This is a genomic window from Bifidobacterium sp. LH_419 (genome assembly GCF_056356955.1).
On the sequence record NZ_JBKEVG010000002.1, the window covers coordinates 1 to 12,259 of the forward strand.

At 66.4% G+C, this 12,259-nt stretch carries 11 protein-coding genes and 1 rRNA gene; 10 read left to right on the forward strand and 2 right to left on the reverse strand.

Annotated features, from left to right (window positions below; all coding sequences use genetic code 11):
• Positions 1-7: 7 nt before the first annotated feature.
• From rrf to priA, 7 genes are all read left to right on the forward strand, one after another.
• Positions 8-124, forward strand: a 5S ribosomal RNA gene (rrf, locus tag AC1AYX_RS02590).
• A 132-nt stretch (positions 125-256) separates the two neighbouring features.
• Positions 257-1,654 (forward strand): histidinol dehydrogenase, encoded by a 1,398-nt coding sequence (gene hisD, locus AC1AYX_RS02595; RefSeq protein WP_476502045.1) that lies wholly within the window; start codon positions 257-259, stop codon positions 1,652-1,654.
• Positions 1,651-2,811: a histidinol-phosphate transaminase gene (locus AC1AYX_RS02600; protein WP_476502046.1), complete on the forward strand. Its 1,161-nt coding sequence runs from the start codon at positions 1,651-1,653 to the stop codon at positions 2,809-2,811. Before hisD ends, AC1AYX_RS02600 begins: the two co-directional genes overlap by 4 nt.
• A 68-nt stretch (positions 2,812-2,879) precedes the next feature.
• Positions 2,880-3,482, forward strand: a complete 603-nt coding sequence (gene hisB, locus AC1AYX_RS02605) for an imidazoleglycerol-phosphate dehydratase HisB (RefSeq protein ID WP_476502047.1) — start codon at positions 2,880-2,882, stop codon at positions 3,480-3,482.
• A complete protein-coding gene (locus AC1AYX_RS02610) occupies positions 3,482-4,219 on the forward strand; it encodes a hypothetical protein (RefSeq protein WP_476502048.1) in 738 nt (245 codons plus the stop codon). The genes hisB and AC1AYX_RS02610 overlap by 1 nt, the downstream gene beginning before the upstream one ends.
• Before the next feature lie 26 nt (positions 4,220-4,245).
• On the forward strand, positions 4,246-4,890 hold the full coding sequence (gene hisH / locus AC1AYX_RS02615; RefSeq protein ID WP_476502049.1) for an imidazole glycerol phosphate synthase subunit HisH: 645 nt from the start codon (positions 4,246-4,248) through the stop codon (positions 4,888-4,890).
• Positions 4,891-4,964: 74 nt separating this feature from the next.
• On the forward strand, positions 4,965-5,690 hold the full coding sequence (priA, locus tag AC1AYX_RS02620; protein WP_476502050.1) for a bifunctional 1-(5-phosphoribosyl)-5-((5-phosphoribosylamino)methylideneamino)imidazole-4-carboxamide isomerase/phosphoribosylanthranilate isomerase PriA: 726 nt from the start codon (positions 4,965-4,967) through the stop codon (positions 5,688-5,690).
• Between the two features lie 243 nt (positions 5,691-5,933).
• On the opposite strand, the gene AC1AYX_RS02625 is transcribed toward priA, so the two are convergent.
• On the reverse strand, positions 5,934-7,382 hold the full coding sequence (locus AC1AYX_RS02625; RefSeq protein ID WP_476502051.1) for a DUF2252 domain-containing protein: 1,449 nt from the start codon (positions 7,380-7,382) through the stop codon (positions 5,934-5,936).
• A gap of 70 nt (positions 7,383-7,452) precedes the next feature.
• On the opposite strand from AC1AYX_RS02625, the gene glnA reads away from it, so the two are divergent.
• Positions 7,453-8,790, forward strand: a complete 1,338-nt coding sequence (glnA, locus tag AC1AYX_RS02630; protein ID WP_476502052.1) for a type I glutamate--ammonia ligase — start codon at positions 7,453-7,455, stop codon at positions 8,788-8,790.
• Positions 8,791-8,915: 125 nt separating this feature from the next.
• Here the strand turns inward: glnA and AC1AYX_RS02635 are convergent, their stop codons facing one another.
• On the reverse strand, positions 8,916-10,199 hold the full coding sequence (locus AC1AYX_RS02635; protein ID WP_476502053.1) for a DUF5067 domain-containing protein: 1,284 nt from the start codon (positions 10,197-10,199) through the stop codon (positions 8,916-8,918).
• A 96-nt stretch (positions 10,200-10,295) separates the two neighbouring features.
• On the opposite strand from AC1AYX_RS02635, the gene AC1AYX_RS02640 reads away from it, so the two are divergent.
• A complete protein-coding gene (locus tag AC1AYX_RS02640) occupies positions 10,296-11,555 on the forward strand; it encodes an MFS transporter (RefSeq protein WP_476502054.1) in 1,260 nt (419 codons plus the stop codon).
• Between the two features lie 152 nt (positions 11,556-11,707).
• Positions 11,708-12,259, forward strand: coding sequence for an FMN-binding protein (locus AC1AYX_RS02645; RefSeq protein ID WP_476502055.1), 552 nt, complete (start codon positions 11,708-11,710; stop codon positions 12,257-12,259).

A 12,259-nucleotide genomic window follows, 5' to 3' on the forward strand; every position in this document is an offset into this window, starting at 1 on the left:
GAAGATTTGCGGCGGTCATAGCCCAGGAGAGACGCCCGGTCCCATTCCGAACCCGGAAGCTAAGACCTGGCACGGCGATGGTACTGCACCCGAGAGAGTGTGGGAGAGTAGCACGCCGCCGCATTATAACGATAAGGACCCCCGGTCGAGCACACGCTCCCGGGGGTCCACGCATACCCGGACATGTCTCACCATGCGGGTGAAAAGTGGACATTCCCCGTCATTCCAACCATCGCCGTTGTTACGATGGGCTGTTATGAGCGAGAACATCATGCGAATCATCGACCTTCGCGGTCAAGTCCTGTCCCGTGCCGAACTGCTGGCCGCGATGCCGCGCGCCGCCATGGGCACCTCCGAAGCCACCGATCTGGTGCGCCCCATCCTCGACGACGTCAAGGAGCGCGGCGCGGCCGCCCTGCGCGACTTCGAGGAGAAGTTCGACCGTGTGCGCCCCGAGCACCTGCGCGTGCCCGAAGAGGCCATCCAGGATGCGCTCACCACGCTCGACCCGGAAGTGCGCGCCGCCATCGAGGAATCCGTGCGCCGCGCCCGCGCCGTCGCCACCAACCAGGTGCCGAAGGACTTCCACACCGATCTCGCGCCCGGCGCCCGCGTTGCCGAACGCTGGATTCCGATCCAGCGCGTCGGCCTGTACGTGCCCGGCGGCAAGGCCGTGTACCCGAGCTCCGTCATCATGAACGCCGTGCCCGCGCAGGCCGCCGGCGTCGAATCCCTCGCCATCGCGACCCCGCCGGCCCGCGACAACGACAAGGGCCTGCCGAACAAGACCATCCTCGCCACCTGCGCCATCCTCGGCGTCAAGGAGGTGTACGCGGTGGGCGGCGCCCAGGCCATCGCCATGTTCGCCTACGGCGCGAAGGGCTCCGAGCCGCAGGATGGCGCCGTGCTGTGCGATCCGGTCGACAAGATCACCGGCCCGGGCAACATCTTCGTCGCCACCGCCAAGTCCCTCGTCTCCGCGTTCGTCGGCATCGACGCGGTCGCCGGCCCCACCGAGATCGGCATCATCGCCGACAAGGACGCGAACCCGAGCCTCGTGGCCGCCGACCTCATCGGCCAGGCCGAGCACGACGAGCTCGCCGGCTCCGTGCTGTTCACCGATTCGCCGGAGCTCGCCGAGAAGGTGCAGGAGAACCTGAACTACCGCGTGCCGCGCACCGAGCACGCCGAACGCGTCCACACGTCCCTTTCCGGCACGCAGTCCGCCATCGTCCTCACCGACGGTCTCGACCAGTCCATCGACGCGGCCAACGCCTACGCGGCCGAACACCTCGAGATCCAGACCGCGAACGCGGACGAGGTCGTCAAGCGCATCAAGAACGCGGGCGCCATCTTCCGCGGCCCCTACTCGCCGGTGCCGCTCGGCGACTACATGTCCGGCTCCAACCACGTGCTGCCCACCGGCGGCACCGCCCGCTTCGCCGCCGGTCTCGGCGTGCACACCTTCATGAAGCCCGTCGAGGTCATCGAATACGACGAGGAAGGTCTGAAGGCCCTCGCCGCGCGCATCAACGCGTTCGCCGTGTCCGAGGACCTGCCCGCCCACGGCGAGTGCGTGCTGTCCCGCTTCGTCAAGGATCCGTACGACAAGGCGACCCTGCGCGAGCAGGAGAAGGAAGCTGGTCTGCTGTGAGTGCCATCCCCTCGAACCTGCCCCTGAGGAACGATCTGATCGGCGAGGAGCCGTACGGCGCGCCGCAGCTCGACGTGCCCGTCTGCCTCAATGTCAACGAGAACCCGTATGCGCCCGATCCGGCCGTGTGCGACACGATTGCCCGCCGCGTGCGCGAGATCGCCCCAACGCTCAACCGCTACCCGGACCGCGAGCACATCGAACTGCGCCGTGCATTCAGCGACTATCTCGCCCGCGAGTCGGGCACGCGCCTCGACGTGGACGAACTGTGGGGCGCGAACGGCTCCAACGAGATCATGCTCCAGCTGTTCCAGGCGTTCGGCGGCCCGGGCCGCACCGCGCTCGGCGCCGACCCCACGTACTCGATGTACCCGGAGTACGCGCGCGACACGTTCACCGGCTGGAAGCTTGCCCACCGCAACGAGGACTTCACGCTCAACGTGGAGAAGACCATCGAGGCGATCCACGAGGTCAAGCCGTCCATGGTGCTGCTCACCAGCCCGAACAATCCGACCGGCACGCCGCTGCCGATGGAGGACATCGAGCGCATCCTCGCCGCCTGCGAGACCGCCGAGGTGGAGGGCGCCGGCGAAGGCGTGCACCCGATCCTCGTCATCGACGAGGCGTATGTGGAGTTCCGCAACCCCGGCACCCCGAGCGCCGTGAGCCTCATCAAGGATCATCCGAACTTGGCCGTCAGCCGTACGATGAGCAAGGCGTTCGCCTTCGCCGGCGCGCGCGTCGGCTATCTCGCCGCGTCCAAGGGCATCATCGACTGCGTGCGCATCGTGCGCATGCCGTACCATCTGTCGGCCGTCACCCAGGCCGCCGCCCTCGCCGCGTTCGAGCACACCGACGAGCAGCTGAGCCGCGTCGGCCACCTGCGCGAGACGCGCGAGGCGACCGCCGCATGGCTGAAGGAGCAGACCTACAAGGGCGTGCATCTCGAAGTCGCCGAATCCGGCTCCAACTTCCTGCTGTTCGGCGGACGCTTCGACAAGCGCGACGCGATCTTCGACGAGCTGTTGAAGCGCGGCGTCCTCATCCGCGTCGTCGGTCCGGACGGCTGGCTGCGCGTGTGCATGGGCACCGACGAGGAGATGGCGCGATTCCGCGACGCCCTCGCCGAGACCCTGCGCATCGTGGAAGCCGAATGAGGCCACGCGAACGGCATCACCACGTCGCAACGCAGACTTTCCCGCAACTTTCCTGAAGGAGCAACATCATGGCGCGCACCGCGCACATCGTCCGTGAGACCAGCGAGTCGCACATCGACCTCGAACTGAATCTCGACGGCACCGGCCAGACCGACATCGACACCTCCGTGCCGTTCTACAACCACATGATGAACGCGCTCGGCAAGCATTCGCTCATCGACCTGAAGATTCACGCGCACGGCGACACCGACATCGACGTGCACCACACCGTGGAGGACACGGCCATCGTGTTCGGCGAGGCGCTCAGGCAGGCGCTCGGCGACAAGCGCGGCATCCGCCGCTTCGCCGACGCCACCGTGCCGCTCGACGAGGCGCTCGCCAAGGCCGTCGTCGACATCTCCGGCCGTCCGTACGTGGTGTGCTCCGGCGAGCCGGAAGGCTACGAATACTGCATGATGGGCGGCCACTTCACCGGCTCCCTCGTGCGCCACGTCATGGAGTCGATCGCGCTGCACGCCGGCATCTGCCTGCACCTGCAGGTGCTCGCCGGCCGCGATCCGCACCACATCGCCGAAGCCGAGTTCAAGGCGTTCGCGCGTGCGCTGCGGTTCGCCGTCGAACCCGATCCGCGCATCGAGGGTCTGATCCCGAGCACGAAGGGATCGCTGTGATGTCCGGCTGGGACGACGGCAAGAGCGACGGCCCCGACGATTTCGATCCGGACGCGGGCCATCTTTCCGATGACGACATCGCCAAGGCGATGGAGGGCTTCGAAAAGGAGTTCGCGCAGGAGAGCGGCACCGGCGATGCCGACGGATCCGGCGCCTCCGCCTCCGACGGCGACCTGCCGGACATCGACGGCATCGACATCCCCGATGATGCCTCCTCGATCGATCCTGCCACCGGATTCGAGGACGCGCTTGAGGGACTGCTCGGCAACAAGGCGAAGATGGCGGCGCTCGTCACGCGCATCGCGTCGGCGCAGCTGCTCGCCGCGTTCTGCCAGCTGTCCGACATCTCCGCCGACTGCATCGGCTCCAACCAGGGTGCCGTCGCCGTACTGCGCAGTCTCGACGGCGACGCGCCCGAGGCGGCGGCGCGCGACATCACCACCGTCGTCGGCGGCATGAGCGTCGTGCTCGGCGTCAACCGCGCCGACAAGCTCGAAGTCACCCTGTACGCGGGCGGACAGGCCGGATCCACGCTCGCCCCGCCCATCCTGTTCAACTCGACGCCGCGGTTCGTGGAGGACCTTATGCTCGGCATCACCACCGTCGCCCAATTGAAGTCGAAGGGCTTCGAAGTGGTCGACTCGGGGAGTATGGACCACGATCAGGCGATGAAGGTGATCGCCGACCACACGCGCATGGGCCGTGGGGGAGCCACCCGCGGTTCCAGCATCGAATAACCTGTCATATCGATAAGGAGAATCCCGTGACCACAGCAGTCGTCTTCGACTATGGATTCGGCAACGTGCGTTCCATGGTGCGCGCGCTCGCACGACTCGGCATCGACACCTCGCTCACCTCCGACTACCGTCAGGCGCTCGAGGCCGACGGTCTCGTCGTGCCGGGCGTCGGCGCGTTCGCCGCCTGCATGGAGGGCCTGCGCCACGTGCAGGGCGACCGCGTGATCGTCGACCGTCTGCGCGCCGGACGCCCGGTGCTCGGCGTGTGCGTCGGCGAACAGGTGATGTTCGAGACCGGTCATGAGCATGGCGAGAACGCCGCCGGCGTCGGCCTGATCGGCGGCTCCGTCGACCCGCTCGACGCGGACGTCGTGCCGCACATGGGCTGGGATACGGTCGAAGGCGCGGAAGGCTCCACGCTGCTCAAGGGCGTGGAGGACGAACGCTTCTACTTCGTCCACTCCTACGCCGCGCATGAGGCGACGGCGAAGGATCTGTCCGGACTCCAGATCGAGATCGCTGACGAACAGCACGTCACCTGGTGCACGTACGGCCGCAGCCGCTTCGTCGCCGCCTACGAGCGCGGGCCCCTGTCGGCCACCCAGTTCCACCCGGAGAAGTCCGGCGATGCGGGAGCCCAGCTCCTGAAGAACTGGATCGCCACGTTCTGACCGACGTCACCGGCCGCCATCGTCACAACCGCGTCATCGCGGCCAACCACCAATCCCCGAGAAAGGCTCCCATCATGTCCCTCACCCTGCTTCCCGCCGTCGACGTGCGCGACGGCAAGGCCGTGCGACTGCGCCAAGGCGAGTCCGGCTCCGAAACCGACTACGGCTCCCCGCTCGAGGCGGCGCGCACGTGGGTCGAATCCGGCGCGGAATGGATCCACCTCGTCGACCTCGACGCCGCGTTCGGCACCGGCGACAACCGCGCCCAGCTGCGCGAGATCGTCCACGAGCTCGGCAGCCGCGTCAACATCGAGATGTCCGGCGGCGTGCGCGACGACGCGTCGCTCGACGCCGCGCTCGAAGCCGGCGCCGCCCGCGTCAACATCGGCACCGCCGCGCTCGAGAACCCGGAATGGACGCGCAAGGCGATCGCGAAATACGGCGACCGCGTGGCCGTCGGTCTCGACGTGCGCGGGCACACGCTCGCCGCGCGCGGCTGGACGCGCGAAGGCGGCGACCTGTTCGAGACGATGAAGATGCTCGACGATGCCGGATGTTCGCGCTACGTCGTCACCGACGTCGCGCGCGACGGCATGATGAGCGGGCCGAACCTCGACCTGCTGCGTGAGGTCGCCGAACGCACCGACGCGAAGGTGACCGCTTCCGGTGGCATCTCCAAGCTCGACGATCTGAGGAACATCCGCGAGCTCGCCGACCTCGGCGTCGACTCCGCGATCCTCGGCAAATCGCTCTACGCGCGCGCGTTTACGCTCGAAGAGGCGCTCGAGGTCGCGAAGTAGGCATCGAAAGACCAAGTAGGTGCCGGATGTCGTCCGAAGGATGACGATTGATGAGCCGGCGCGGGAAATCCCGGAAGATACGCAAGTCTTCCGGGATTTCTTGTGTTGACGTCGTCTCAGTGCAAGGATTCCCGGAAGAAGGGGATGATTTCCGGGAATCCTTGCGCCGAGAAAGGGCGGCGCCGTGCCGAGAGAGGTCGGCGCCAGGATTCCCGGAGGGGCGGAGCGTGTCCCTCACATCCTCTACGCGCAGGGCAGTTGGCCCTTTTTGATCATCTTCTTGAAGACGGCGTAGTCCTCGTCGTTCTGCTCGGCGTAGCTGACGGCGAACGAGGCGATCGCCTGGTCGAACTCGTCGGAGCCGCCCAGATAGTTCGCGATCGCGATCGAATCGCCGGTGCGCGCATGCGCGTGGGCGAGGCACCAGGCGCACATGCGCGCCAGATCGGACAATGCCGTGGCGTTGAGGTTGTCGATGTCGATCGACCCCTTGCCGTTCCACAACTGACGCACGTAGTAGTCGCGCTTCCTACCGTCCTCGGCGAGGAAGCTCGTCCAGCCGAGCAGCACGTCCGCCGTGGATTGGATGAGCTTCTGGCCCTGCACCACGCGTTCGCCGTGCGTCGCGTACGGGGAGGCGCCGCAGTAATGCTCGAGCACCGAATACGTGGCCTCCTTCATCTGGATCATCATCGGATCGTCGATGTCGCGCGCGATCCACACGCTCGCCCAGGCGCGCTGGCCCACCGAACCGACGCCCACGACCTTGCGCGCCGCATCCTGATAACGGAAATGGTCGAACACCCAGCGGCGATCCTCGTACAGGGAATGGCGGTAGTTCTCGAACAGCGTGTCGAGACGGGCCTGCAACGCGTCGAGATCCGCGTAGCTGTCGAGCTCGTTGATCGGCACGAGTTCGGGCGGATTCGACTTGAACCTGAGCTTGCCGTCCTTGAACCGGCACAGTTTCGCGGCGGCCGCGTCGTTGTCCTTGAGCAGCGCCTTCATCGCGGCCTGGCGCAGCGTGCCGTTGCGCTTGCCGCCGCCGGTCGTCTCGAACCGGTCGAGCGTCTCCTCCACGTCGAGATGCTCGTACCAGGCGTCGAGATAATCCATTTCGGAGAACCATTTGATGCGCTCGCGGTATTCGCGCGTGCATTGGAGCACGGCCTCGCGGATCGCCTTCTCCTTGAGCTTGTTCGCGCGTCCGCAGATCTCCACGGACACGGCGAGACGCTTGAGATCCCACTCCCACGGTCCGGTCGCCGTCTCGTCGAAGTCGTTGATGTCGAACACGAGACGGGCGGAGGGGGAGCGGAAGATGCCGAAATTGCCGATGTGCGCGTCGCCCACGCACTGCACGGGGATGCCGGTGACCGGCGTGGTCGCCAGATCGTTCGTCATGATGAGCACCGTGCCGCGGTAGAACGTGAACGGGCTGGCGCTCATGCGCTTGTAACGCAGCGGGATCAGATCGGGCACGCGGATCGCGGACTGCTCCTCGAGCAGGTCGATCGCCTCGCGGCGGCCGGACCGCACCTGCCAGACGGCGTGCGATTCGAGCGGCGCCTTCGCGCGTGCGGCGATGCCGGCGCGCGAACGCTCGCGGGGGGAGTCGGCCCGTTCCCATGACGTGACGTCGATGGGCGGATTGGCGGATGGGGTGAGATGGTCTTGTGCGGCTTCGCTCATGGGCACCACTGTAGCGTGACGTGCGCCGAGGTAACAAAGCCCTAACACGTGGGTGTGAGGATTGGGCACTATGGATAAGCAACAGGAGTTCGCCCTGCGCACCGTCGAGGAACGCGACGTGCGCTTCATTCGTCTATGGTTCACGGACGTGCTCGGCACGCTGAAGTCCGTGGCCATCGCGCCGGCGGAACTGGAGGCTGCGTTCGAGGAGGGGCTCGGATTCGACGGTTCGGCCATCGAGGGCATGACGCGCGTGTCCGAGGATGACATGATCGTCAAGCCGGATCCCTCCACCTTCCAGATCCTGCCGTGGCGCGGCGGACCGCAGGGGACGGCCCGCATGTTCTGCGACGTGCTCACCCCGGACGGCGAGCCGAGCCTCGGCGACCCGCGCCACGTGCTGAAGCGTTCGCTCGCCAAGGCGAAGGAGAAGGGCTTCACGTTCTACGTGCACCCCGAGATGGAGTTCTACCTGTTCGAGCAGCAGGACGATTGGTCGAAGGCCCCGACGCCGATCGACGAGGGCGGCTATTTCGACCACGTGCCGCGCAGCCCCGGCATGGACTTCCGCCGCGCCACCGTGAACATGCTCGAGCAGATGGGCATCTCGGTGGAGTACTCGCATCATGAGGCGGGCCCCGGTCAGAACGAGATCGACCTGCGGTACGCGGACGCGCTCACCACGGCCGACAACATCATGACGTTCCGCACCGTGGTCAAGGAGATTTCGCTGGAACGCGGCATCCACGCGAGCTTCATGCCCAAGCCCCTGGCCGACGCGCCCGGCTCCGGCATGCACACGCATCTGAGCCTGTTCGAGGGTGATGCGAACGCGTTCTACGAGGCCGGCCAGGAGTTCAACATGTCCCTGACCGCCCGCCAGTTCGCGGCCGGCATCCTCCACCATGCGGCGGAGATCTGCGCGGTCACCGACCAGTACGTGAACTCGTACAAGCGCCTGTGGGGCGGCAACGAGGCGCCGAGCTACATCTGCTGGGGCCACAACAACCGTTCCGCGCTGCTGCGCATCCCGCAGTACAAGCCCGGCAAGGGCAATTCCGCGCGTATGGAGTTCCGCGGCCTCGACCCGGTCGCCAACCCGTATCTCGCGTACTCGGTGCTGCTGGCCGCCGGCCTCGACGGCATCGAGAAGCAGATGACGCTGGCCGAGCCGACGAGCGACGACGTGTGGGAGCTCACCGACGAGGAGCGCCAGTCCATGGGCATCGAGCCGTTGCCGCGCTCGCTCGGCGCCGCGTTGAAGATCATGGAGAAGTCCGATTTCGTAGCGGACGTGCTCGGCGAGCATGCGTTCAACTACTTCCTGCGCAACAAGCGTCAGGAGTGGGAGGAGTACAACCGCCAGGTCACCGCGTACGAGCTCAAGACGTACCTGCCGAAGCTGTAAGGGTAAGGTGCGGTCGGCGCGCATGCGTGAAGGCGGGGCTTCCTGTTGCTGGAAGCCCCGCCTTTTCCGTGTGATTGCCATGTTGCCATGTGCCGTTGCTTCGCCACGGGTCGCGGCCGCGGCGGTCAGGAGACGGTGAACGTCCTCGTGACGGGCTTCGTGTCCGACGGCTGCGCGGAGGACCGGATGCGCACCTCGACCTTCCCGGGCTCGTCGGCGAGGTAGGCGACCTGGATCCGGGCCGACGCGCCGGCGTCGAGGTCCAGCAGCTGTTCGTTGGCCGTGTAGTCGTCGCCGTCATGCTCGGGTAGGTACGTCATATCGAGCTTCGACCCGTCCTTCCATACCTCGAGGCTGGCCATGTCGGTCAGGCCTTGGGGTTTGTTGCGCTTGTTCACCCACGCATAGGTGACGACGATCGTGTGCTCGCCCCTGCTCGTGTCCGGTCCGCGCTCCGCCTTCAGCGGCTTCACGTAGCCGAGGACCGTCGTGCCGCGCCAGTCTCGCAACGGGATGTAGCTCTTGAGATCGGATTCGTCGGGTGCCGTGGCCTTGGGGGCGGAATCCAGTGCGATGCGTCCGAACTCCTCGCCCATCGGCCTGCCCGCGGCGACGGAGAACGCGGCGGACACCGCGTCGGTCCCGTGGAATCCGAGCGCCGTGAACGTCACCGGCGCGGACGCGTCCATGATCCGGTAGGTGGACTGGATCGAGGTCTTCTCCTTCGGCATGACGGTCCGCTGCCGCGAGTCCGCGTCGTAGCCTTCGAGCGGCGTATGGTGCTCGCCGTTCTCGTAGACGTCCTGCACGGAGGAGCGTGGAAGCTCCAGCCCATGCTGCGAGGCCTGCGGGTCGGAAATCAGGTTGAGCTGTATCGCATGCTCCGAGGTGTTCTCCAGCGTGAAGTAGACGACGATGAGTGGTCGGCCGTCGATGCGGTCCACGCCTCCCGACACGGCTTTGTCGACGGTGAGGACGGCCGTGTCGTCCGTGTCGCTTCCGGTCAACGGGCCGTTGCCCTCCTTGACCGATATCTCCGGGTCCTGCGGTGCCGGCGTCGTGCTCCAGGACGATGATGATGACGATGATGATATGGACTTCATGGCGCGTGTGACCCGCCAGAAGCCCACGAGCTGGGGGACGACCAGCACGGCCACGGCGGCGACGATGAGCAGTGTGCGCACCCGGTGCATCGTCGCTTTCTCGAATCGGTCGGTCTCGCCGGAGTCGTTAGGTTTGCCGGGTTTATCGGGGTTATCGGGTTTATCGGGTCCGCCGCCTTCGCGTGGACCGTCGGCCCCGCTGTTCCCATTGATCGTGTCGTTCGTATCCGGCTTGCCGGTCCCGCCATCGGTCCCGGCGCCGTCGCCGTCCCACCTGATCTGTCCGCTATCGGAATCGCCGAACATGCCGCGCCCCTTCCACCCGCGTGTCGCTTCATCTCCATTGTAGGGCTGGGCCAATAGCATGCACATGGAACGACATGACGAGGAAGAACCAGGAAGATGACGAATAATCCCGCACCCGTGACGGAACCCGGCGAGAAACCTGTTTCGACCCGATCCGACCGCTTCTTCAACCTGCCGGTGACGATTCTCGTCCTCGCGAGCTTCATGCTCGGCATGAGCGAGTTCGTGGTCGTCGGCATCCTGCCCGACATCGCGCAGGGACTCAAGGTGTCCGAGGTGACCGTCGGCAACCTCGTCGCCCTGTTCGCGTTCGTCTACGCGCCGGTCACGCCGCTCGGCTCCGCCATCTCCGCCCGGTTCCCGCGCTTCGCGACCTACCTGACGCTCATGGGCGTCTTCCTCGTCGGCAACCTCCTGTGCGCGCTCGCGCCCAACTACGCCGTCCTGCTGGTCGCCCGCATCATGATTGCGCTCGTCTCCGGCACGCTCGTCGCCATCGCCATGACCTACGCGCCCGACGTCACCACGGACAAATACCGCACCAAGTTCATCGCATGGGTGTTCTCCGGGTTCTCCATCGCCTCCGTCGTCGGCGTGCCGTTCGGCACGTGGGTGGCGAACACGTTCAGCTGGCGCATCACGTTCCTCATCATCACCGCCGCCACCGCCGCGCTCATGGCGATGATGTTCCTCGTCCTGCCGCGCAACTCGCACCCGGTGACCATCGGCTTCCTGCGCCAGTTCCGTCTCTTCTTCGACCACCGCATCTGGGGCGGCGTGCTCACCGTCGTGTGCGGCGCGGCCTCCAGCTACGTGTTCTACACGTATCTGACGCCGATCATGCGCGACGAGATCGGCGTGCCCGAACGCTATGTGAGCATCGGACTCGTCCTCTACGGCGTCGCCTGCCTGTGGAGCAACCTGTACGGCGGCAAGCTCGCCGAGCGCGGCCGCGGCGTCGAACCGCTCGTGCGCACGCGCCCCGTCTTCTGCCTGCACACCGTACTGCTCGCCACGCTCGCGCTCGCGCCCGTCGTCCCCGTGTACGGCGCGATCCTGCTCGTCGCCCTCGGCATGATGATGTACCTGTTCAACTCGTCGTCGCAGGTGCTGTACATGGACGTCGCCGCCCAGTCGCACCCGGGATCGATGAACCTCGCCGCCTCGCTCAACTCGATGAGCTTCAACATCGGCATCGCCATCGGATCCGCGGTCGGCGGACTCGTCAACGACCATCTGGGACTCACCTGGCTCGGCCCGTTCGGTGCCGTCTTCGCCGCGCTCGCCGTCGTCATCACCACGCTGCTGCGCCGTTATGTGACGGCGGAGGAACCGGCCGAAACCGCCGCAATGTGAGCTTGCCCACAGCGCAAGCCTTTTTCCACCGGTTTTTCAGGTTTTTCTAGGCTTTGGGGTCGGTGGCTTCCCTATGATGGCAAGGCAGGGGAATACCACGAATCGTGGTATTTGATATTTCAGCCTATTCATCGATTGCAAAGGGAAACCATATGCGTCGCAAAGCGATCTCGACCGTCATCGCCGTCATCGGCATCCTCGCCGCGGCCGCCGACATGATGCTGCTGTTCGCCGGCAGGGGGAGCGCCGCCTCCCCGTCGGTGGCCTCGGGCACGCCGCTGGGGTCGGGCACGTCCGGCTCCTCGTCCGCCTCCGGCAAGGGAAGCTCTGGCTCGGCGGCATCGGACGGGGGCGCCGGCGCCGATTCCGATTCCGGCACCGACTCTGCCGATGGCTCCGATGGCACCTCGTCCGATTCGGGCGCGTTCAAGGACGGCGTCTACACGGGCGCGGTCGTCGCCACATCCAAAGGCGACGTGCAGGTGCAGGTGACCGTGGCCGACGGCAAGGTCACGCAGGTCGCCGCCGTCAAATACCCGAGCGACAACCCGCGTTCGCTCGGAATCGCCCAGCAGGCGATCCCGCAGCTGTCCGACGAGGCCGTCAAGGCCCAAAGCGCCGACATCCAGATGGTCTCCGGCGCGACCGAGACCTCCACAGGATTCATCGGCTCGCTGCAGGACGCGCTCGACCAGGCGAAGTGA

Excerpts from the sequence above, each read along its gene's own strand:
- hisD (WP_476502045.1), top strand. The coding sequence starts at position 257 with ATGAGCGAGAACATCATGCGAATCATCGACCTTCGCGGTCAAGTCCTG.
- hisB (WP_476502047.1), top strand. The coding sequence starts at position 2,880 with ATGGCGCGCACCGCGCACATCGTCCGTGAGACCAGCGAGTCGCACATC.
- AC1AYX_RS02610 (WP_476502048.1), top strand. The coding sequence starts at position 3,482 with ATGTCCGGCTGGGACGACGGCAAGAGCGACGGCCCCGACGATTTCGAT.
- priA (WP_476502050.1), top strand. The coding sequence starts at position 4,965 with ATGTCCCTCACCCTGCTTCCCGCCGTCGACGTGCGCGACGGCAAGGCC.
- AC1AYX_RS02625 (WP_476502051.1), bottom strand. The coding sequence starts at position 7,382 with ATGAGCGAAGCCGCACAAGACCATCTCACCCCATCCGCCAATCCGCCC.
- glnA (WP_476502052.1), top strand. The coding sequence starts at position 7,453 with ATGGATAAGCAACAGGAGTTCGCCCTGCGCACCGTCGAGGAACGCGAC.
- AC1AYX_RS02635 (WP_476502053.1), bottom strand. The coding sequence starts at position 10,199 with ATGTTCGGCGATTCCGATAGCGGACAGATCAGGTGGGACGGCGACGGC.
- AC1AYX_RS02640 (WP_476502054.1), top strand. The coding sequence starts at position 10,296 with ATGACGAATAATCCCGCACCCGTGACGGAACCCGGCGAGAAACCTGTT.
- AC1AYX_RS02645 (WP_476502055.1), top strand. The coding sequence starts at position 11,708 with ATGCGTCGCAAAGCGATCTCGACCGTCATCGCCGTCATCGGCATCCTC.